The sequence below is a fragment of the Rugosimonospora africana genome (assembly GCF_016862975.1).
GTDB classification, from domain to species: Bacteria; Actinomycetota; Actinomycetes; order Mycobacteriales; family Micromonosporaceae; genus Rugosimonospora; species Rugosimonospora africana.
In genome coordinates this window covers 1-22002 of record NZ_BONZ01000032.1, presented here as the reverse complement: position 1 = coordinate 22002, position 22002 = coordinate 1, and the positions used below count along the sequence as shown (strand labels likewise).

Annotated in this window: 15 protein-coding genes; 8 read left to right on the top strand and 7 right to left on the bottom strand. The window is 70.7% G+C overall.

What is annotated here, in order from left to right; genetic code table 11:
- Positions 1–30 precede the first annotated feature (30 nt).
- Positions 31–423, bottom strand: coding sequence for a VOC family protein (locus Raf01_RS16905; protein WP_203918859.1), 393 nt, complete (start codon positions 421–423; stop codon positions 31–33).
- A 131-nt stretch (positions 424–554) separates the two neighbouring features.
- Between Raf01_RS16905 and Raf01_RS16900 the strand changes: the two genes are divergently transcribed.
- Entirely contained in the window at positions 555–698 is a 144-nt protein-coding gene (locus Raf01_RS16900; RefSeq protein ID WP_203918858.1) for a hypothetical protein, read from the top strand.
- Positions 699–727: 29 nt separating this feature from the next.
- Here the strand turns inward: Raf01_RS16900 and Raf01_RS16895 are convergent, their stop codons facing one another.
- Positions 728–1159: a GNAT family N-acetyltransferase gene (locus Raf01_RS16895; protein ID WP_239133667.1), complete on the bottom strand. Its 432-nt coding sequence runs from the start codon at positions 1157–1159 to the stop codon at positions 728–730.
- A gap of 72 nt (positions 1160–1231) precedes the next feature.
- A complete protein-coding gene (locus Raf01_RS16890; RefSeq protein ID WP_203918856.1) occupies positions 1232–1840 on the bottom strand; it encodes a class I SAM-dependent methyltransferase in 609 nt (202 codons plus the stop codon).
- A gap of 104 nt (positions 1841–1944) precedes the next feature.
- Between Raf01_RS16890 and Raf01_RS16885 the strand changes: the two genes are divergently transcribed.
- The 3 genes from Raf01_RS16885 to Raf01_RS16875 all read left to right on the top strand — a co-directional run bounded on the left by Raf01_RS16885 (position 1945) and on the right by Raf01_RS16875 (position 6032).
- Complete coding sequence (locus Raf01_RS16885) at positions 1945–2454, top strand: O-acetyl-ADP-ribose deacetylase (RefSeq protein WP_203918950.1); 510 nt, start codon at positions 1945–1947, stop codon at positions 2452–2454.
- 92 nt (positions 2455–2546) lie between these two features.
- Positions 2547–3020, top strand: a complete 474-nt coding sequence (locus tag Raf01_RS16880) for a GNAT family N-acetyltransferase (RefSeq protein ID WP_203918855.1) — start codon at positions 2547–2549, stop codon at positions 3018–3020.
- Positions 3021–3233: 213 nt separating this feature from the next.
- Positions 3234–6032 carry an AfsR/SARP family transcriptional regulator gene (locus Raf01_RS16875; RefSeq protein ID WP_203918854.1) on the top strand — a complete coding sequence of 933 codons (2799 nt, stop codon included), beginning with the start codon at positions 3234–3236 and terminating at the stop codon, positions 6030–6032.
- A gap of 18 nt (positions 6033–6050) precedes the next feature.
- Here the strand turns inward: Raf01_RS16875 and Raf01_RS16870 are convergent, their stop codons facing one another.
- Positions 6051–7019, bottom strand: coding sequence for a zinc-binding dehydrogenase (locus Raf01_RS16870; protein ID WP_203918853.1), 969 nt, complete (start codon positions 7017–7019; stop codon positions 6051–6053).
- A gap of 178 nt (positions 7020–7197) precedes the next feature.
- On the opposite strand from Raf01_RS16870, the gene Raf01_RS16865 reads away from it, so the two are divergent.
- The 3 genes from Raf01_RS16865 to Raf01_RS16855 all read left to right on the top strand — a co-directional run bounded on the left by Raf01_RS16865 (position 7198) and on the right by Raf01_RS16855 (position 9678).
- A complete protein-coding gene (locus Raf01_RS16865) occupies positions 7198–7764 on the top strand; it encodes a TetR/AcrR family transcriptional regulator (RefSeq protein WP_203918852.1) in 567 nt (188 codons plus the stop codon).
- Positions 7765–7834: 70 nt separating this feature from the next.
- Entirely contained in the window at positions 7835–8338 is a 504-nt protein-coding gene (locus tag Raf01_RS16860) for a SigE family RNA polymerase sigma factor (RefSeq protein WP_203918851.1), read from the top strand.
- Positions 8335–9678 (top strand): TolB family protein, encoded by a 1344-nt coding sequence (locus Raf01_RS16855; protein WP_203918850.1) that lies wholly within the window; start codon positions 8335–8337, stop codon positions 9676–9678. The genes Raf01_RS16860 and Raf01_RS16855 overlap by 4 nt, the downstream gene beginning before the upstream one ends.
- Here the strand turns inward: Raf01_RS16855 and Raf01_RS16850 are convergent.
- Positions 9668–11737 (bottom strand): polysaccharide lyase family protein, encoded by a 2070-nt coding sequence (locus Raf01_RS16850; RefSeq protein ID WP_203918849.1) that lies wholly within the window; start codon positions 11735–11737, stop codon positions 9668–9670. The genes Raf01_RS16855 and Raf01_RS16850 overlap by 11 nt on opposite strands.
- 751 nt (positions 11738–12488) lie before the next feature.
- Here Raf01_RS16850 and Raf01_RS16845 point away from each other — a divergent pair.
- Positions 12489–13508 carry a glycoside hydrolase family 11 protein gene (locus tag Raf01_RS16845; RefSeq protein ID WP_203918848.1) on the top strand — a complete coding sequence of 340 codons (1020 nt, stop codon included), beginning with the start codon at positions 12489–12491 and terminating at the stop codon, positions 13506–13508.
- 116 nt (positions 13509–13624) lie between these two features.
- Here the strand turns inward: Raf01_RS16845 and Raf01_RS16840 are convergent, their stop codons facing one another.
- Entirely contained in the window at positions 13625–20197 is a 6573-nt protein-coding gene (locus Raf01_RS16840) for a beta-ketoacyl synthase N-terminal-like domain-containing protein (RefSeq protein WP_203918847.1), read from the bottom strand.
- Positions 20194–22002, bottom strand: a 1809-nt coding sequence (locus Raf01_RS16835) for an SDR family NAD(P)-dependent oxidoreductase (protein ID WP_203918846.1), incomplete at its 5' end; no start/stop codon positions are given. The genes Raf01_RS16840 and Raf01_RS16835, both read right to left, overlap by 4 nt.

Here is a 22002-nt window from a genome sequence, read left to right as displayed (position 1 = left end):
ACCCCGGTGGACCTGACGGGCCTGCACCAGTCAGGAGGGACCGAGTAGGTCCCACCGGTTGCCAGCGATGTCAAGGAACACGGCTACCCGCCCGTAGGTCTCCGTGCGTGGCGACGTCACGAACGTCACGCCGGCCGAGCTCATCCGTTCACAGGCGGCATCGAAGTCATCCACTCGCAGGAAGAACCCGACTCGGCCCGCCAGCTGATCGCCGATGATCGCCGCTTGACGTTCCCCGTCGGCGCGGGCGAGCAGGATGCCTGTCTGTCCGCCCGGCGGCCGAACGACCACCCATCGCTTCGGGCGGCCGTCGTTCGTCAGCGAAGGTGAGTCCTCGACCAGGTCGAAACCGAGGGCGTCGACGAAGAACGTGATGGCTGGGTCGTAGTCCTCGACGACGATCGCTACCAGATCGAGTTGCATGTCCTTGAGATCCTCCAAAGGGAAGGGATTGCCGGGGTCGCCCGAGGTGGTGATGAGATGGCCCGTTCGGGCAGTCGGGGCCAGCCCTTCCGGGGATGGCTGAGAAATAGAGCGGGCTGGACCATGGCCGGATGTCCTATCCAAATCCGTCGAAACGTGGGACCAGTGCGGTCCGGATCCTGACGTGGATTATCGCGGGGATCGCCCTGGGCGTGGTGCTGTGCTGCGGCGGGCTGTTCCTCGCCGGTACGGTCTCGCCAAGCCTGTACCGGTAGCTCTTCGGTGGGAAGAGACCGCCGACCGGTCAGCCGTCGAAACGGACGAAGGCCCGGAGGGTTCCCTGGCCGTAGTCTCGAACTTCCGCGTAGCCGAGAGCCTCGTAGAACGCCCGCTGACCCGCCTCGTCATCGGTCAGCAGAACCTTCTGCCGGACCGACCGGTAGCGGTCCAGCACCGCCTGGACCAGTGCGCGTCCCACTCCGCCGCGTTGCTCCTGAGGCAGCACGAGTACATCCTGCAGGTAACAGATCGTCGCGTCGTCGGACACAGCACGCGCCAACCCGACAAGAGTCTCCCCGCGCCGGGCAGCGACGACGTAGGACGATCCGGCGATCGCCGCCCGCAGCACCGCGGGGGCCTTGGTATAGGCCGACCAGCCGACCGCGTCATATAGCGCGATGACCTGGTCGAGGTCTACATCGGTCACCGGTTCGATCACTAGTTCGTCGTGGCCCACCGGACGGATCGTACGTGATCCCCGATACTCAGCCGCCACCGGCATTCTCCACGATCTCGAGGACGTCTCAGCTCACCCTCGGGTCGCGATTGCCGCGATGGCGCCATGTGGTCGACGGGTGCCGTCGCCGGGCCGCCGCAGGCGCTCAACCTCCGTGAAGCCGGCTCGCGTCAGACGCTCGGAGAACTCGTCAAAGGGCCAGCGGTAGGCGGTCATGACCTTGTGGTCGAAGGCGGCGACCTCGTCACCGTCGAAGAGACCCAGCACCAACGTTCCAGCCGGGGCGATTACTCGCCGGAACTCAGCGAGCACGCCGTCGACATCCTGCGGCGACAGATGGATCAACGAGTACCAGGCCAGGATGCCGGCGATGGAGTGGTCGGCAACGCCGAGACTGTCGATCGACCCGAGTTGGTAGCTACCGCTCGGGTGGGCTGCGTGCGCATGGGCGATGAACTCGGGGACCATGTCGATTCCCGTCGCGTCGACGCCCAGCGAGCGAAGGTAATCGGTGATATGGCCGGGCCCACAGCCCAGATCGAGCACCGTGCCCGGTCGGCCTGCCAGATGTCGCCCGATGAAGGCGAGATCGTCGGCGTGCACCTTCTGGCTCGTACCGAACAGCTCGATGTAGAGGTCCGCGACTGACGCATATGCCTGCCGGACCCGCTCCAGGTGCATCAAGCGACTATATGGGCTCACGGATCGGCAGAGCAGGCCGGGCCAGCGCATCGATTGCGGGCGCGGGCATGCCAGTCCGGGTGCGGGCATGCCAGGATCGCACGATGGCTGCCATCGAGATTGTGCTCGGCGACATCACCCGTGAACGGGTCGATGCCATCGTCACCGCCGCGAACGAGTCCCTGCTCGGTGGCGGAGGTGTGGACGGCGCGATTCACCGCGCCGCCGGTCCGCGCCTCGCCCGAGCGGGCGGCGCGATAGGTCCGTGCGAGCCCGGTGATGCGTTGGTGACGCCAGCCTTCGACCTTGACCCGCCGGTTCGGCACATCATCCACACCGTGGGACCGGTCTGGGAGGGAGGCGGTTACGGGGAGGCCGATGTCCTCGCGTCGTGCTACCGCCGGAGTCTGGCGGTCGCCGATGAGATCGGAGCTCGAACGGTCGCCTTCCCGGCCATCGCCACCGGCGTCTATGGGTTCCCACCCGACCAGGCGGCTCGAATCGCAGTCGCGACAATCAAAGCGACGCCGACCAGGGTCGAGCGGGTGCGGCTGGTGGCATTCGACGATGACGCGCATCGACTGCTCCAGGCGGCCATGAGCGCGAGTGAGTGACGGCCAGTGAGTGAGCGCCGGTGGATGAGCGTCGAGGGTGGCTTGTTTCCATTGCTATACAACGATTAATCAAGATCGTATAGTGGTCGAACATGGGAGAACTCACCGTCACCCGGGCCGCCGAGGAAGACCGGGCCGCATTCCTCGCCTCCGTCGACGGCTTGTTCCACGAGGACGCCGCGGTCCACGACCCGTACGGCGATCCCGAGTGGGTCAACCGGGGCGGTGCCGCCTACTTCACCGACTTGCTCGCCGACCCGAGGGCCGTACCGTTGCTTGCCCGCTCCGGTGACCGCGCCATGGGGCACCTGGTTGGCCGAGCGTTGGTGCCGGACACGTTGCGCCCGGGCACCAGGGTCGCGGTGCTGGAGAGCATCCGCGTGAGTCCGGAAGCGCGCGGCCAGGGCATCGGCGGTCGACTGGTCGAGGCGTTCTTCGCCTGGGCGAAGGAGCAGGGCGCGGTACGCGCCGGCGTCACGGCGTACGCGGCCAACGAGAGCGCGCAGCGCTTCTACGCGAAGCACGGCTTCGTGCCGGCCAGCGTTACGCTTCGCGCCCCGCTCTAACGCCGAGCGCCCGGTGCCCGGCGCCGGGCACCGGGTCACCCGGCGAGCCGACGCCGGCAGGGTCGCGACACCGACACGGACAGTGCCGAGAGTCCACGGCTTTGCTGCATTGTTCCACCTGACAGCTAGGATTTCGACGTAGCAGGATGGCTCGGGCCGACTGATCCCCGGAGTCCAGGGCAGGCGGGAGCCGCTGGCGAGGGGTGGTGAGGCGTGGAATTCCGGCTTCTCGGCGAATTTCAGGCAACCCACGACGGCCGACGCGTCGACCTGGGCCGCCGCCGCGAAAGGTGTCTTCTGGCCATCCTCCTGCTGGAGGCCGGTGCCGTGCTGCCCGCCGACCGGCTGGTCGATCTGCTGTGGGACGGCCAACCACCGGATGCCGCGCGAGCCAGCCTGCACACGCACCTGTCCCGCCTTCGCGCGCTGCTCGACGCCGACGGTACGGGCCGCCTCGGCGTGCGGCTGTTCACCTACCACGGCGGTTACGGGGTCGATGTCGACCGGGAGTCGGTGGACGCCCTGCGGTTCCAGTCACTGGTCGGCCAGGCCGATGCCGAGGCGGATCCGGCGTTGCGGGTCGGACTGCTGCGCACCGCGATCGGACTGTGGAGCGGCCCGCTGCTCGCGGACACCGCCTCGGAGTCGCTGCGCCGGCGCGTCGGCGGCAAACTGGGCGAGCTGCGGTTGGCGGCAACCGAACGGATGGTCGACGCGGAGCTGGCCTGCGGGCGGCACGCGAGCCTGATCGGGGAGTTGACCGCTCTGTGCGCCGAGTACCCGCACCGGGAGCGCCTGCACGGCCAACTGATGCTCGCGCTGTACCGGTGCGGCCGGCACGCCGACGCGGTGGCGGCCTACGCGGCATACCGCACCAGGCTCGCCGACGACCTGGGCCTCGACCCGTCGCAGGAGCTTCGCGGGTTGCACATCGCGATGCTGCGCCAGGTTCCGCGGCTGGCCAGCCGCGATACCGCCGCCCCGGTTCTGGTGCCGGTACCCGCGCAGTTACCCGCGCCGGCCAGCCACTTCACCGGCCGTCGAGACGCGCTGAAGGCACTCGACCAGCTGCTGCCCGACCTGGATGACCCGGCACCGGTCGTGCTCGTCTCGGCGGTGGCGGGCACCGCCGGCGTCGGCAAGACTTCCCTGGCGGTGCACTGGGCGCACCTGGTCGCGGAGCGGTTCCCCGACGGCCAGCTCTACGTCGACCTGCGCGGGTACGACGAGGCCAACGAGATGGAACCGGCGGCCGCGCTGGAGGGATTCCTGCGCGCGCTCGGCCTTGAGCCTGCCGCGATACCCCAGGCGTTGCATGAACGCTCGGCGTTGTTCCGCTCGTCGCTGGCCGGGCGGCGGGCGCTGGTACTGCTCGACAACGCGCGCAGCGCGGATCAGGTGCGCCCGCTGCTTCCCGGGTCCGCCGGCTGCATGGCCCTGGTGACCAGTCGCGATGACCTGACCGGACTGGCTGTCCGCGAGGGGGCGCACCGGATGGTCCTGGACTGCCTGCCCGAACCGGAGGGCGTTGACCTGCTCCGGGCGATCCTCGGCCCCGAGCGGATCGCCGCCGAGCCCGAGGCCGCGGCCGAGCTGACCCGGATCTGCGCGGGGCTGCCGCTGGCGCTACGGGTGATCGCCGAGCGCGCGGCTGGCCTTCCCGACGCCCGCCTCGCCGAACTGGTGACTGAACTGGGCGCGGACCCGACCCGGCGGCTGGACGCCCTCGACGTGCCCGGCGATCCCGGCCTCGGGGTACGGGCGGTGTTCGCCGGGTCCTACCGGGCCTTGAACGGCGACAGTGCGCAGTTGTTCCGGCATCTTGGCCAGCACCCGGGCGCCCAGGTCGCCACGGCCACGGCCGCCAGCCTGACCGGCACCGAGCCCGCTGCCATCCGCGGCGTCCTCCACCGGCTCGCCTCCGCGCACCTCGTCGAGCGGGTCGCCGCCGACCGTTACCAGACCCACGATCTGCTGCGCGCGTACGCGGTCGAGCAGTCGCATGAACACGACAGCGTCGAGACCCGACGGGAGGCCGTCGCACGGTTGCTGGATCACTACCTGCACAGCGCGGACGCCGCCAGCCGCCGCCTCAACCCTCACCGGCGCCGTACCCCGCTGCCCGAGGCCGCGCCCGGCGTGCGTCCGCTGGAGTTCGCCGAGCACCGCGATGCCCAGCAGTGGTGCGAGACGGAACGGGCGAATCTGGTGGCGAGCGTGCGCCTGGCCGCCGAGCACGAGTGGGACGAGCACGCGTGGCTGCTCGCCGAGCGCATGCTGGACTTCCTGGACCTGACCAAGTCCTGGGACGACTGGCTCGCCACGCACCGGCTCGCGCTGCGCGCGGCCCGCCACGCCGGCAACCGGACGGCCGAGGCGAGCACGTTGAACAGCCTCGGTGTGGCGTACCTTCAACTGCGCCGGTTCGAGGAGGCGATCGAGTACCACGGGCAGGCGCTGGTCGCGTGCCGGGACACCGGGCAGCGGTACCTCGAATGTCTGGTTCTGGGAAATCTCGGAATCGCCTACCGCGAGGTGAACCGCCTCGCGGACGCGATCGACTGCCACCAACGGGTCCTCATCGCGTTCCAGGAGATGGGCAACCGCAACGGGGAGGGCCGGGTACTCAACAGCCTCGGGCTCAGTTACCTGAGCATGGGCCGATTCGCCGAGGCCGAAGAGCACTGCGAACGCGCGCTGGCCATCCACCGCGAGGTCCGCGACCGGCGCAACGAGGGCACGTCGCTGAACAACCTCGGCGAGGCCCGCCGCAACCTCGGGCACACCGCGGAGGCGATCGCCGATCTGCGCGCGGCGCTGGCCATCCTGAGGGAGGTCGGCGACCAGGGCGAGGCGGCGGAGACCCTGGATCGGTTGGGCCGGGCCCTGCACGACGCCGGGCAGCCGCGGGCCGCGCAGGAGTGCTGGCGAGAGGCGCTGGCCATCTTCACCGCAATCGGAGACCCCCGAGCCGAGGAGGTCCGCCGCGCGGCTGAGGGTGAGCTTCGATGAGGCAGTCGGATCGACCCATCACCGGGTGAGAATCACAGCCCCGACCGATCGGCGTTCCTCGAGTTCGCGATGCGCCTGGGCCGCCTGTTCCAACGGAAATCGGGTGTGGATGTGCGGCGTGAGTTCACCGCGGGCGGCGGCGGCCAGCGCCTGTAGAGCATCGTCGCGCTGTTCGGCATCCGGCTTGCGGATGACGATGCCGAGTGGGCCGGAGACGGTCAGGCCGCGTCTGCCGATAGCTTGCACATCCAGCGTCGGCCAGGTCCCCGACGCGTATCCGTAGAAACCGATCCGGCCACCGCCGTCGGCTGTGGCGATGATGGCCTGCTCGGCGATTTCGCCACCCACCGCGTCGAGTACCAGATCCGCTCCGCGCCCATCGGTGAGTTCACGCACCCGGTCCGACCATCCGTTCGCCGTGTAGTCGAGGACGTGATCGGCCCCGAAGCCGCGGACAGCGGAGCACTTCGCGCCGCCCGCTGCGCCGATGACGGTAGCGCCCGCGACCCTCGCCTGTTGGACCAGCAGCGATCCGATCCGGCCAGCCGCGGCGGTGACCAGCACGGTGTCGTCTGCGCGCAGCCGCATGGCCGACAGCAGGCCGCGTGCCACCGCGCCCGCTTGGAACACCGTCAACGCGACGTCGAGCGGCAGGCCGTCCGGAACCGGAAACGTGTAGGCAGCCATGGTCAGCGCGCGTTCGGCGTAGCCACCGCGGCGCCCGACGGTCGTCGCGACAACGGTTCTGCCGGCCAACGCCTCATCCACTCCGGGCCCGAGCGCCAGCACCCGCCCAGCGACCTCGAGACCCGGAATCCACGGCAACGGCAGCGGGAATCGACCCGAGCGGACGATCACATCTCCGTATGCGACGCCCGCCAGATCGACCTCCACCAAGACCTCCCCCGCGGCCGGCACGGGGTCCTCGACGGTGTCGACGGTCAGCACGTCCGGTGCGCCGAACCTGACCGCTCGCACAGCACGCATATCACGCTCTCCCTTGTTGACAGGCAGCCCTTGTCGACGGACAGCCCTTGTTGACAGACAGCCTCTGCCGAGACAATCTGTCTCGTACGCGACGGCTGGTCCAGTCTGAGAAGACCCGCGGCGGCAGCACAAGGATCAGATCCGCGAGAACGTGCCGTACGAGACAAAGGAGCGGGAAATGTCTCGGCCCAATGTGCGGGTTCGCCGCACTCGTATGCTGTTGCGCGAGGCGCTGGTGGAGTTGATCGAGGACCGGGGCTTCGACCACCTCACCGTCGGCGAACTCACCTCTCGCGCCATGATCAGCAGAGCCGCCTTCTACCGGAACTACCGCGACAAGTACGAGCTGGTCGAGCAGATCTTCGACGAGGCGCTGACCGAGATGACCGCCGCGGACGCCGACGCCCGCTCACCCGGGCAGCGCTGGACCGACTTCCTGCGGCACGTCGAGCGCTACCACCGCCTCTACGGCGCCCTGCTCGGCAAGAAGGGCAGCCCGTGGTTCGCCGACCGGATGCGCAACGCGCTCGCCGCCATGTCGACCGCGCACCTGTCCGGTCAGGCTCCCGACGATCTGACACCCAGCGTCGTCGCGGCGATGTTCGTGCAGTCGATCGTCTGGTGGCTGGAACACGACCGCCCCTGCCCGCCGGAACAGCTCGCCGAGCACTCCTCGCGCCTCATCCGCGCCGTACTCCGGGCGCCCGGCGAAGAAGCCGCACCTCCGGCGCCCACCGGACAATGAGCGCCACCGGACCCTGGTCCCCTCCGTCCGCATACCCGTCTGCGTGTAGATAGGGAGAAGGAGGTGGGTGGTGGGCGCCGAGCAGTCGTTCGAGGAGTTCGTCCGGGCCCGTACGGCTGCCCTGTCCCGCGTCGCCTACCTGCTGACCGGCGACCATCACCTCGCCGAGGATCTGGTACAGCAGGCGCTGCTACGGGTGGCTGGCCGTTGGCCCACGCTGGTCGCCCGCGGTGACCCCGACGCGTACGTGCGGCGGGTCATGTACAACCAGCGCATCTCGTGGTGGCGCCGACGCGAGCCACCGACCGTCCGGCACGAGGTGCCGCAGGAGGCCGCGCCCGATCCGGGAGACGCGGTCGTGGCCGCGGTGGCCGTGCGGCAGGCGCTGGCCCGGCTGGGTCCCCGGCAGCGCGCCGTGCTGATCCTGCGTTACTTCGAGGATCTCACCGAAGCGCGTACCGCCGAGATCCTGGGCATCTCGGTCGGCACGGTGAAGAGCCAGGCGCGGGACGGGTTGGCCCGGCTGCGCGCTCTGGCGCCGGAACTGTCGACACTGGCGGAGGTGGACAGGTGAACACCGACGAGCGGGCCGTGGCGGCCGCGCTGCGACAGATCTCCGCCGGTGTGCGGCCCGTCCGCGTACCGCCCGATCTGTGGGCGCGGGGGCGTCGACGGCGCCGGCTGCGGGCGACCGCGATCGCCGCCGGCGTCGCGGCACTGCTCCTGGCGCTCATCGCGGTACCGCTGGCGTGGGCACCGGGGCCGCCCCCGGCGAGGCCGGCCGAGCACCCGTGGTCCATCCCGTCCCGGATCCGGGTACCCATGCCGCTGCAGCCCAACCTGGTGGACGCGCCGAACGGCCCGGCATCGGTGATCGTCACCGGGCCGGGCGGCTTCGCCGCCAACGACGTGTTCGGCTTTGACGACCGGGCCATCGCCGTCGGACGTGACGGCCTGTACCGGTACGTCCGCGACGTCAACTCCGTCAACGCCGGCGATGACCTGCTGCTGTCGCCCGACGGCCGGTACCTCGCCGGCCGGGCCGACCTCGAAGGCGTGCACTTCGACGAGGCGGCCTCGGACTGGCAGTCGACGGCCGGCGTCATGGACCTGACCACCGGCAAGGTCCGGACCTACCGCGAAGGCGTTCCGGTCGCGTGGTCGCCCGACGACCGCCTTCTCGTCAGCGCATCGTCCGGACGGTTCACGCTGCTGGACCTCGGCTCCGGTGCGGTGGTGCCGCTGGGCGTCGGCGGCGCCGCGCCGGCGTTCTCACCCGACGGCCAGCAAATCGCGCTGCAACAGGGTCGGGAGTTGAAGGTCCTCGACGTGGACACGCGTACCGTGCGCACAGTTGCCAACCTGGGCGCACAGCAGAGCCTCGCCGGGCCGGGCGCGTGGAGCGCCGGGAACCGCCTGGCGATCTGGAACGGCAACGACTGCGCTCGCGCCTGCCCGGCCAGCTACCGCGACTTCCGATTGTCCTTTGTGGACATCGACAACGGGGCAGTGACCGACGCCGGCTTCGACGCGGTGCAGGCCGTGTCGGCGAGGTTACTGGGTTGGCGGTCCGGCGGCGACGCCGTGGTCACACTCAGCATGACCAGCGACGACCCCGCCGGACCGCATTCCGGTGCCCCGCAAGTCCTGTCGCTTCGTCCGGGCGGTGGACGGACCACACTGATCACGGTGACGGCCGACGCCGACCGTGTCGACGTCGCCCGGAACCTGCTCGACCACTTCGGCGGCGCCCCACGCTCCGGCTGGTCCATGTTCCTCGACCTGCTGCGGGTACGGCTACCCCAGGCCGCGCCGTGGCTCGCGGCGATCGCCGTGCTCATCGCCGTGGGACTGAACTACCGGCGCATCCGGGCAAAGGTCGGGCCGTGGCTGCGCCGTCGCATCAGTCCTTGACCCGCAGACGGATCGTGTCATACATGACCCCGCCCATCGGCTCCATCCAGTCGTCCACCGTGTTGCCTCGGGTCAGTGGCGCCTTGGGTGCCCGGACCGGAGCCAGGGTGAGCACGTTCTCGCCCGGCCGGATCAACCGGGCGTCGAAGACCACCGCCGGCAACCTCCGGTACATGCCGCGACAGGCCAGCCGGTACGACGAGTTGTCGCCGGCCGGTCCCGGCAACGGGTCGAACCGGGCCACCTCGGTGTCGTTGAGCGTGATGCGCAGCGTGCCGAAGACCGACGCCGCGAGGGCGATGTCCAGCGTGGCCACTCCCCTGCGGTGACCGGCGCTGTCGAACCGGATGCGCCACGCCGTCAGCGACAGATCCGGGGAGGTGCCGCGCAGCTGCAACTGAAGCGGCGAACCCGGGGTGCGGTAGGCCGGCTGGAAGTAGTTCCACGCCGTCGCCGGATCGTCCACCCCGATGTGGAAGTCGACCCCGTCGCCGAACTCGTACGGGTACTCCAGCCAGGTCAGGTACCGCCGGAACCCGTCGGGTCCGCCGTAGACGTGGAACTGGCCGGCGGACCGGTCAGGGGTACCGATCTGCCACAGCGTGCGGCCGTTGTCCTCCGGATGCCACACCAGGTTGCCGACGTCGACGCGACGGCCGGCGCCGACCGTGACGCCGTAGCGCTTGAACTCGCCGAGCATGCCGTCGGTGAAGGCGCTGAGGGTGTAGCGGCCGGGTCGCACCGCCGGCAGCGTGAACCTGCCCGCGTGGCCGGCCCGGGCGCAGTAGACGTAGCCGAGGTTCTGGTACTGCCAGTCGCCGCCGTCGAGCGGGATGCCCTGGTACACCCGGTCCGGCTCCGGCGTCGAGAGCACGACCCACGCCCGCTCCGCCGACGCGTCGCCGGCGATGGTGAGCTTGCCGGTCACGTCCGAGCGGCGCTCGGCGCCGTAGCGCGCGTCGTCGATCCACCGGTACGGCCAGCTCGCCTGCTCGCGAGCCGCGGCGCGCTTCGCGTCGGCCCACATCCGCGCGACACTCCCCTCCGGGCTTGCGTCGCCGGCCTCGGTGACGTGCAGGAAGAACGGACCGTAGAGTTTCTCCCAGCCGGTCGGTGGCTCCAGATCCGGTGAGCCGTAGTGAGACGTGAACGGGTGCCAGAGCAGGATCTCACCGTCGTAGTAGTCGTGGCAGGTCAGCTCCTGCTTGGTCGGCCCACCGGAGAACCACTCCTTGCTCGCCTGGACGAGCGCCATGCCAACTCTGCCGTTGGAGACCATGAAGACGTGGTTGTCGCCTTCGAGGTTGGAGATGTTCTGGTACTTGCTGTAGACCCGGCCGCCGGGCAGCAGGTACGTGGTGTCCTGCAGGGTGACCGCCTGACTCATCTCCTCGATGGTGGGTCGCTGCTGGATGCCACGGGCGTCGTCGACGACAAAGTACGTGAATGACGAGTCACCGGCGGCGAACGCGTACCGCAGTTGCTGGATCGTCAGGCCGGCGGGCATGGTGTCCGGATATCCGAACACCACGTAGCAGTACAGGCCCGGCCGGCCCCGCTCCACGACCAGGTGCAGGTCGACGGTGAAGGGCAGGACGGCCGGGTCGTCCTGGCTCATGGCGATCTCGACGCGGTCGGCGCCGGACCGGACGACCCGGTACTGCGCGCCGCTGAGCCCCTTGGAGAACCGGGTGGTCCCGACGTAGTAGTCGAACGTCGTGTAGCCCTGCCCATTGGTGCCACTGACCAGGTTGAAGCCCTCATTGCCCCGGGTGCTGCCGATGAGTCGAAGGTCCCCGATCTGCGCGGTCGCCTTGGCCACGGTGACGCTGATCAGGCCGTTCTGCATCGTGACACTGGTGCCGTTGTCCACCAGTCGCACGTCGGGGCCATCGAGGACGGCGCCGTTACCGGTGACTCCGGCCGCGTCGGTGCCGGCGTCGGGGGCCACGTCGGTGGCCGCCCACGCCTGAGCGGGTCCGAATACGGCCGCGGTCGCTCCGGCGGCGCCCAACATCCCCAGCGCCGACCGGCGGGTGAGCCGTGGTTCGGTCTCCATAGATTCCTCCTGGCGGTAGACGACCTGCCTGCTGGTCAGCCAAGAGGACAGGAGCGCGGCGCGGACCGGCACGGCTGCTCGCGGTCAGGTCGTTGTGAGGGGCGTGGTGTCCGCACCGGCGGGTGAAGCCCCACGTGCGGCTCGGCGATCATTTTCGCGGATCACGATGGATCTCGATGCCAGATTGGAAAGCGCTTGCCGTGAAACGGTTCAGGCTAGTGTCGTGGGGCGACCCGACGTTGTCAAGACCCGCTGAACCTGCGCCTGGGCCCGCGCTGGGCCCCGCACTGGGCCCGCGCCTGGGCCAGCCTTGGACCTGCCTTAGACCCGCCTTGGACCAGCGCTGGGCCCGCCTTGGACCTGCGCTGGACCTGCACTCGGCCCGCGCCGGGCCTGCGCTGGGCCCGGGCCCACGGGGTCACAGCTTCGGCAGCCGACGCCCGAAAGTTTCGACGCGCTCGCTCCGCCTCTTCGCGATACCGTCCGGCCGCGAGGACGCACGGGGTCCGAGCGTCGCGGAACGCTCGACTCCCAATCACGGAAAAAACCCCAGTATTTGGGCGGATAAGAGCTTCCCCGGCGGCGGTGGCGGGCGAAATTTCTTACCGAAAGTTTTCCGGAACTTATTGACGACCGGCTATGGTCAAATCACACTGGCGCCATCGGTGGACATCAAAGTCTGCCGGTCATGCTCCCACCGGCCTAGTCCCCCGGCCGTCGCCACGTGACGGCACCGTCCAAGGAGGCCCGTATGAATGCCCCCCGACACGCCCCCAGAGCGCCCGGCGGCAGCCGGTTCCGGCTGCTGCTGAGCGTCGCCTTCGCCGCGATGCTCGCCGCGACCACGGTGCTGCTGCCCAGCCCCGCCAACGCGGCGACACAGATCTGCTCCAACCAGACCGGTAACAACGGCGGCATGTACTACCAGATGTGGAGCGCCGGCCAGGGATCGGCGTGCATCACGCTGAACTCGAGCAACAGCTACTCCTCCACCTGGAGTGGCATCGGCGACTTCGTTGCCGGCGTCGGCTGGAACCCTGGCAGTACCCAGTCGGTGACCTACAACGGCAGCCTCAACGGCTCCGGCGGCACCGCGCTGATGTCGCTCTACGGCTGGTCGACCAACCCGCTGGTCGAGTACTACGTCATCGACAACTGGAAGGGCTCGCCGAACACGGCCGGCACCAACATGGGCACGATGACCAGTGACGGCGGCACGTACACCATCATCAAGCACCAGCAGGTCAACCAGCCCTCCATCCAGGGCACCGCGACCTTCTGGCAGTACCTGGCGATCCGCACCTCGCCGCGCAGCAGCGGAACGATCACCTTCTCCAACTTCGTCAGCGCCTGGGCCAGCCACGGGATGAACCTCGGCAGCATGAACTACCAGATCATGGCGACCGAGGCATGGGGCGGCGGCAGCGGCAACTCCAGCATCACCGTGAACCACGGCAGCAGCGGTGGCGGCGGTGGAGGCGGTGGAGGCGGAGGCGGTGGCGGCGGTAGCTGCACCGCGACACTGTCGGCCGGGTCGCAGGGCAGCAACTGGTACAACCTCAACGTCTCGGTCAGCGGCTCCAGCAACTGGACCGTGACGGTGAACCTGGGTGCCCCCGCGGTCGTGTACTCCACCTGGAACGTCAGCGCCACGTTCCCCAGCCAGTACGTCATGGTCGCGAAGCCCAATGGCAGTGGCAACAACTGGGGTATGACGATCTCGCCCAATGGCCAGTGGACTTGGCCCTCGGTCTCCTGCGCCGCCGGTTAGCCTTGCGCGCCAACGGAGTTCCTGCCGGCACGGCGTGAGCCGAAGTCGCCGATGCACAGGAACTCCGTTGGCCGCCCGGACGACTGGTCGTGGCGCGGCGTCAGACGCGCCATCGCTCACTCCGACTCGGCGACCATCCGGGCGCCGAGCCGTTCGACGCGGTAGACCCGGCGGCCGTCGATCCAGAGCCAGCCGGTGGCGAAGACGGTGTGACCGCGGATCTCGAGGATCTCCAGTTCGACGGTGATCAGGCGATCGGTCGGCACCACCTGGCCGCGATACGTCCACTTCAGCGGCTCGTCGATGGCGACGGATTCGAAGCGCGCACCCGGCAGGTCCTCGCCGATGCCGCGTTCGGCCAGGTACCACTGGAGCAGCTGGCACAACGCCTCGACACCAAGCGAACCGGGCATGACGGGGTCCTGGAAGAAGTGGGCCTTGAAGAACCACTCGCCGGGGTCGACGTCCTTCTCCGCGCGCAGCCGCCCGAGACCGGCGGCTCCGCCCTCGGGCCAGTAGCCGGTGATCCGGTCGAGCATCATCAGCATGGGTCCGGCCTGGCGTGCCCGGCGCGCGGGGTCGGGCTGGTAGAGCGCGGGGACGTGTTCGCACGGTTCGGTCAGGCGCTCGCGTTCGGCGGGCGACGGGGGCAGGCCGGGCTGTTGCTGGAAGGCCGTGGTGAGGAAGTACCCGAATCCGGCGGTGCCGCGCAGCAGCGGTTCGCCGTCGGCGTGGCACTCGATCCGGAATGCCTCGATGATCATTCCAGCGGCTTCGGATACATCGGTGAGCTCGACGCGGGTGCGTACGACGCGGGTGCCCGGCCGCACTTCGCGCAGGACCCGCACGTCGCCGTCGAGGTTGCGGAACAGCAGCTCCGCGTCGATCCGCACGGGGCTTCCGACATAACAGCCCAGCCATCCGCACGGCTGAAGGGCAATCTCCATCAGCGCGGCGGTCGGCATGGTGGGGGCGCCGTTGTCGGCGAAGTACCAGGCGCGGTCGGGCACGTCGTATTCCGCGGTGACCGCGCTACCGACCGCCATGCCCCGGTACGGGCCCTCGACAGCGGTGATCCTGCTCATGAAGTGGTACGGCGGGCCGGGCAGGCGCGGTCCACGCCGCGTACCGATGAATGCCTCGGCCATCGGTCCGAGCCCGTCGGTGGGTTTGCCCCAGGCGCAGGCCAGCAGCGAGGCATAGCCGAGAGGCACTCCCGCGATCTCGGCGACGGGCTCGGCGTCGCGGTGTCCGGCGAGGCCGCCGAGCCGTTGGAGCGCAACGCGTTCGGCGGTGCGCTGGACGGTCGGCGGGCCGGAATGCCGCCAGTGTTCGAGAGGCCAGTCCGGCACCAGCCGCACGGCGCAGTCCGCGACGTGCAGGGCCTTGACGCCGTCGACGGAGACCAACACCTCCGCGATGACGGTCGGCAACGGGCCAGCCGTCACCTCGGAGACGAAGACCTCGTACCTCAGCCGCTTGCTGTCCGGGGTGACCTGGCCGCGGCAGCGCATGCGTGCGGTGCGCCCCGGTACCGGTTCGCATCGCCAGCCGTCGCGGGCGATGGTGTAGCCACACGCGATGAGGTAGAACGAGACTGCCTGGAAACAGCCCTCGGACATGAGGGTTCCGGGCATGCAGGGGTCGTTGTGGAAATGGCCGTCGAAGAACCAGTCGTCGGGGCCGACGGTCGTCTCGGCTCTGAGGTAGCCACGGCCCCACGGCCCCCCGGACGGGTCGAACACGGGGATCTCGTCGAGCAGGCGCAGCCGCCCCGATCCGATGCGCGGCGTGCGCACGTGGGCGCGTGTCGCCTCCCACCCGGGGCCGAAGCACGCGTCGGGGCGGCCCTGGGTGAGGGCGTGGATCGCGTGGGAGTCGAAGGCGGAGCGCGTGCACCCGACGGCGGGCGGATCGTGCGGCGCATCCGGGCGTGGGCTGACGGCAGACGCGTCCCAGAGGATGCCGCCGGTGTTGGCCAGTTCGTCGTCGTCGAAGAACCCCGCCTGGCCGTTCCGCACGGTGAGCAGGAGCGTGTCGCCGGCGTGGCAGTCGTACTCGAAGAAGAACAGCCGGACCGGGCCGTGCACGACGTGCCCGACGACGCGGATCGCGAACGAGAGGGTCTGGCCGGGTCCGGGTGGCGGGGCGTGGAACGCCACGTCGCTGCCGAGCAGGCGGTAGACCCGCTCGCCGCGGTTGCGCAGGTCGGCCCCCAGCCAGCTGATCAGCAGCAGATCGGCCTGCCCCGCCTCGACGACCAGGCCGGCGGGCATGCGGCCGGCGGGGTCGAGGTACCAGGCGTCGGCGTGCACGTCGGTCTCGGTCCAGATGGTGCCCTTGCCCAGCGAGCCCTGCGCGGCATCGATCCCGACGACCCGGTCGGCGAGGAGGAGCGGCGGGCCGGGCATCCGGGTCTGGCGCACGTCGGCGTCCTGGACGGCGAACATCGGCCCGAACAGGTCGGAGATCCGGGCCGACGCGAGGTGTTCGAGCTGGGCGCGGTCGAAGCGAGGCCCGGGGCGCTCGGTCGGTGGCGGTGTGATTGCCGGTGTGGCCACGGCCGCGGCTGCCGAGGCGGGAACGGCTACCGAGGCGGGAGCGGCCGTCGAGGCGGGAGCGGCGGCGTGGCCGAGCGCGCGGATGTCCGGCGGTGGCTGGCTGGACGCCGCCCCGACAAGCCTCGCGGCGGCGGCGCGGCCGGCCAGGAAACGGGTGTGCGCGGCGACCTGGATGTCCAGGTACTGGCGGTGTGCGGCGGCGATGGATGCGTGCCAGGCCGCGACCGTCGACAGGGCCGGGGCTGCCGACAGGGCCGGGGCCGGTTGTCGTTGCGGCGTCGGACGGCTGGGGTCGGGCGGACGGCTGGTTGCGAGCGCACGGTTAGGGGTGGGCGGACGGTGCCCGACCGGCATGGGCGCGAGGTCCGGGGCGGGCTGCATCACCGTGTATTCGGGTTCTGAGTACGCGGGATCCGAAGGAGGCGCCTGTTCGAACACCGGAGCGGGGAGGCGCCTCGGCAGGCTGATCGTCGCACCCACTGCCGGCGCACCTGCGGAGGTAGGCGTCGCGAAATATGCCGCCAGGGCATCGTGCCGTACCGGTACGCCCGCGGCGGCCAGCTCCGCGACCGCCGCCGACAACGACCACAAGCCTTGGTCCCGCACGGTGTCCAGGGCCACCGCGACGTGCTCGCGATCGGCCAGGATGCGGTGGATCCAATTCGTGCACTGCGCGGCAGGCCCGTGCTCGATGAACACGCGGACCCCGTCGTGCCAGGCGCGCTCGATCACGTGGGGAAAGTCGACGGGTGAGAGCATCTGCTCGGTGATCGCGTCGGCGGCGCTCTGCTCGGTCGGGTGGTACCAGGTGCCGGTCGCACCCCGGTAGAACCGGATTCCCGGCACGCTCGTCGTCGGTCGGCGGTGCAGGGCGTGCCAACGCTCGCGTACGTCGACCAGTTCGGGGGCGTGCGCCACCAGGTCGTACTGGATCCGGATGCGGGAGGCCGGGTCGAAACGTTCGACGAACGCCGCGCAGGCATTCTCCTCCCCGGCGACCACGCAGGTTCCGGGGGCGCAGACCGCCGTCAGGTGCACGGCACGCTCGTCCTTGACCATGGCCCGGACCTTCTCCGGATCCGCCGAGAGGATGTAGCCGGCCCACCGCTGGCCGGCGATGCCATGGCGTGCCCAAAAACGGCGTACGGCGCGCAGTTCGCCGCCCAGGTCGTGAGTGAACAGTCCGCTGGCGCGCGCGTCGGCGGACATCGCCGTCACGTCGTTCCACACGCCGAGCGCGACGAGGGCCGCCGATTCGCCGGACGAGTACCCGATCGCGGCCTGAGGCTCGATGCCCAGCACCTCGCGGGTGATCCGGGTGTGCAGGCGCGCGATGAAGCCCACGGCGAGGATCTGGTCGAGTGAGTCGTTGGGCGTCTCCCGGCCCTCGTAGATCCAGGAGACCAGGGCGGCCTCGTCCATGCCACCGGCCAGCGGGGCGAAAGCCAGCGCGAGGTCGGCGCCCATGCCCGGGTAGAACGCCGAGCCCTTGGTGTAGACGAAGGCTGTCTCGCCGCTGATCGGGGTCTCGCCGAAGGCCACACCGGGCGGACGCAGCGCGTTGCCGTCGAGCCAGGCGCGGGCGCCGGCGAGTTGGTCGGCCAGGTGCGCGGGGTCGCGTGCGAGGACGGCGAGGCGGGCCGGGCCGGCGTCGCTCTCAATGCCGGAGGCGAAGGCGGCGAGGACCTCGGATCGATTCGCGCCCGAGTAGACGTGCAACCGGGGCACGGGAGCCGGTGCCCAGGGCTCAGCGTCCGCGGCGCGCAGCCGGACGCGGGTGGGTGGGGCGCCGAGCACGGAAGTGACGACGTCGGCTGTGGTCGCGGCAAGGCGGGGCTGCGCGCGCCGTCCCGCGAGCGGACGGGCGCGGTACCGCAGGGCGAGTGCCGCGAACGCCACGTCGAGCAGGCCGCGGGCGGCGTGCGGCGCGCCGAACAGATCGGCGCGGAGGAGGTCTGCGGGCGGCTCGACGGGCGCAGAACCGCTCGGTTCGGGGTCGATCAGTGCCATGACCCGGTCGCCGTCGCGCCGGGCGTCAGCGAGGCGTTTGAGTACGACGACGACGGCCGCGTCGGCGGGGTTCGTGGTGAGCCCGAGTTCCGTGACGGCGGCGCGGTGCACGGGTTCGTCGGAGAGGTCGACCGCGCCGACCAGCGCGGCGTCGACTTCCCCGGCCCGCAGCGCTCGGGCGGCCAGTTCCAACGCCACGATCCCGGAGGCTTCCTCGGCGGACACGGCGAAACCCGGTCCCGCCAGACCCAGCTGTCCGCCGATGCGGTTGGCCGCGATGTTCGCCATGGCGCCCAGAACGCGGGCGGCGGTCAGGGGCGGACTGAACCCCTCCCCCGCCCCGAGCCCGGCGGGTGCGCGCGGCAGCCAGGCGTCGAGGCGCCGGCGGGCGTGGGCTCGGGCGATCTCGGGGTCGCAGCCCATCCCGACCAGGACGGCCGTGCGCTCCGGCGGAAGCTCGATGCCCCGTACGGCTTCGCGGGCGGCTTCCAGCACGAGCACCTGCTGGCCCAGCGTTTCGCCGAGGTCGCGCGGCGGGTAGCGCAGGCCGTCGAGCGCGACCCGGATGTCGTACGCGGGCTTGTCGGGGGCCTGTCCGCGCAGGAGAGCGTCCCGCAGCGCGTCGGCTCCCATGCCGCCGGCTCGGGCGCCGATGGCGACGATCGCGACTTCGGTGGGTGCCGGAGCCGCGGGTACCGCGACGCCGAACGTCTGCGGACTGCCGTCGAAAGCCTCGATGACCAGATGGGCGTTGTTGCCGCCGAACCCGAACGCACTGATCGCCGCGCGTCGCCGCCCCGACCATGGTTCGTTGGCCGTCAGCAGTCGCAGTGGACCGTCGCGCAGGTCGTCGATGGGGTCGGCGACGTCGGCCGTCGCGGGGAGCGTCCCGTGGTGGATCGCGGACAGGAGTTTGAGCAGTCCGGCCGCGCCGGAGGCGGTCAGCAGGTGGCCCACGTTCGATTTCGCCGAGCCGACGGGCAGTGGTTCGGCTCGGCCACCGAAGAAGCGGGCGGTCGACCGGGCCTCGACGGCATCGCCGAGGGGCGTCCCGGTGGCGTGGCACTCCAGCAGTTCCACAGTCTCCGGGCCGAATCCCGCCCGCCCGTACGCCGCGCGCATGGCACGGATCTGGCCCTCTTCCGCGGGTGCGAGGAACCCTCCGGTACGCCCGTCGTTCGACAGTCCGATGCCGCGCACGACACCGAGGACCGGGACGTGAGCGGCTACCGCGTCGCGCAGCCGCATGAGCGCGAGCAGGGCCGCGCCTTCGGCTGGGACGAGTCCGTCGGCCCCGCGCTGCAACGGTCTGCTGCGGCCGGACGGGCTCAACGCGCCCAGGGCCTCGAACCCGGAGTCGATGATCAGCCCGTCGCAGCCGCTGACCGCGCCGGCGAGCATGAGGTCCGCGGTGCCGTCGTGCAACCGGTCGCATGCGAGCTTGATGGCGTACAGAGCGGAGGCGCACGCCGCGTCGAGGGCCAGCGATCCGCCTTCCACGTCCAGGGCGTTGGCGGCGGTGTGAGCCCACAATCCCGAGCAGAAGCGGGAAAGGGGGTCGGCCGCGCTGGGTACCTCGGGAAGGACCGCGAGCAGGTCCGGGTGGTCGGCCAGCCAGACCCGTTCGGCGAACGCGGCCAGGCTCCGGCTCGGGAACCCGAGGTTACCGAGGACGAGCCCGGTCCGTGCCGGGTGTGCGTGGTCTCCTGCCTCGCGTAACGCGGCGCGTCCGGCGTGCAGTACCCACTGAAGCGCCGGGTCGTACGCGGCGACCTGTTCGGCGTCGGTGGCGAAGCCTTCGGGATCGAAGACATCCGCGAAGCCCCGCACGAGGCCCGCCGTCGCTATTCTGCCTTGGCCTTGGCCTTGGCCTTGGCCCTGGCCCTGGCCCTGGCCCTGGCCCTGGCCGAAGCCTGGACCTGGACCTCGGCCTGAACCCTCGCCGACATCGAGTCCGATCGGCGGTAGGCGCCAGTCCTCGGGTTGCACGGCGCCGAGGCTGACCCGCCCGGAAACGACGTTGTCCCAGAACTGGTCGGGGCTCAGCGCTCCGGGCAGCGCGCATCCTCGGCCGACGACCGCGATCGGTTCGAATCCCGAGGCGCCCGAACCGGTCACGCGGGACGCGCCAACGATGCGGGACCGGCGTCCGACGACGGCGCGTGTGCCGGGGCCAGGTCGGGGCGGCGGATGAGGCCGACGCCGAGCAGTTCGGTGCGGACTTCCCCGTCCTCGTCGAGCAGCGCGATGTCGCAGCGGCTCTGGTCGGCGGCGAGGGCGGTGGCACGCACGAGGCAACGCAGCGTCCCGGGGGCCGGTCCCGCCCGGTGGACGCGGAGCGCGTCCACGCCCATCGGGAGCGTCGCGTCGCCGGTGGCGTGTCTGGCCCACAGGACCGCCGCCTGCAGAGCGCCGTCGATGGCGGCCGGGTCCGTCCACCATGGACCGCCGGGCCAACCGATCGCCCGTACCCCGACGACCCGCGCCTCGGCTCCGTGCCGAGACAGGCCCTTCACCTCTCGCAGCACCTGGAAGTCGGGACCGTGAAACAGTACGGGGTCTTCGTAGCTGGACTCCTGCGTGAAGGTGACGCCCATCGCCTCCGGTGGGGTCCAGAGTTGCGGCGGCGTGCTCGGGGCAGTCAGACGCGCCCGGTAGTGCACGGCGCCGGTCGATGAGGTCAGCCGGAGGTCGAAGGCGCCCGGATCGTGCTCGGCCCCGGTGCCCTCGACCGTGAACCGATGGCCGCGGGTCGCCAGGTCGGGAAGTTCGATCCGGTTCAGGACCCGGATGTCGGTCAGGAAGGTCGAGCGGTCGGGGTAACGTGAGCGTCCCGCGGCCGCGAACCACTCCATGGCCATCGCCAGCGGGAGCACGGGCACATCGGCAGGAGCATGGTCGGCCAGGAAAGCATGAGTGTGCGCGTCGACGGTGGCCTCGGCAAACAGCCCGGACGGCCCGGTTGTGAGGATGCCGCCGTCACGCGTGCCCGCCGCGGCGAGAAGCACCTGGGTCGCACCGCCGGCCGTACCGAGTTCCGTGGCGAAGGCCCGTGCACCCTCGCCGAGCGGGATCAGCGGAACTCCGAGATCCTTGAAGTACGCGGCATGTGACGCGGTGACCATACCCGCCTCCCACGGTCCCCACCCGATCGCGCGGACCCGACAGGACGGCCGCCGTCGCTGCTCGGCACACGCCACCTGGTTGAGCACCTCGTTGCCCATCGCGTAGTCGCACTGCCCGGGGTTGCCGTAGCGCGCCGCGACGGACGAGAAGACGCACAGCAGTTCCAGCGGGTCGGACGCGGTCGCGTCGAGCAGGGCGCTGAGTCCGGCGACCTTCGTGGAGTACACGCGGTCGAACTGGTCGTCGGTCTTGTCGGCGATGAGCTTGTCCGCGAGGACTCCGGCCGCGTGGATGAGCCCGGTGACCGGTCCCCATTCCCGCCGCACGCGGCCAAGTTCCCGGTGCAGTGCCGCACGATCGGTGATGTCGAGCGTGGCATAGCGCACGGTGGCTCCGGCCCGTTCGAGGTCGGCGAGCGTCGCGCGCACCTCCCGCCGGGCGAGGATCGTGCGGGCCCGAGCTGCCAGTTGTGACGGCGTGGGTGCGGCGCCGCCGTCCGAACGCTCACGTTCGGCCAGCGCGCGGGTCAGCGACGGCTCGTCGTGGGCCGATGCCAGGAATTCGGGTTCGTCGGCGAGCGCGGTGCGTCCGGTGAGCAGCATGCGTGGCCGGTCCGCAGCCAGCGCGCGCAGCGCCGTAGCGGTGACGCCACGTGCACCACCGGAAACCACGAGTACCGAGTCGGGGGTGATGGGCAGGTCGGGCGCGGGTGCCCGTTCGGGCTCGCTGCCGGTCTCCGGCTCGCTGCCGGTCTCGGGCTCGCGGTCGGTCTCGGGCTCGCGGTCGGTCTCGGGCTC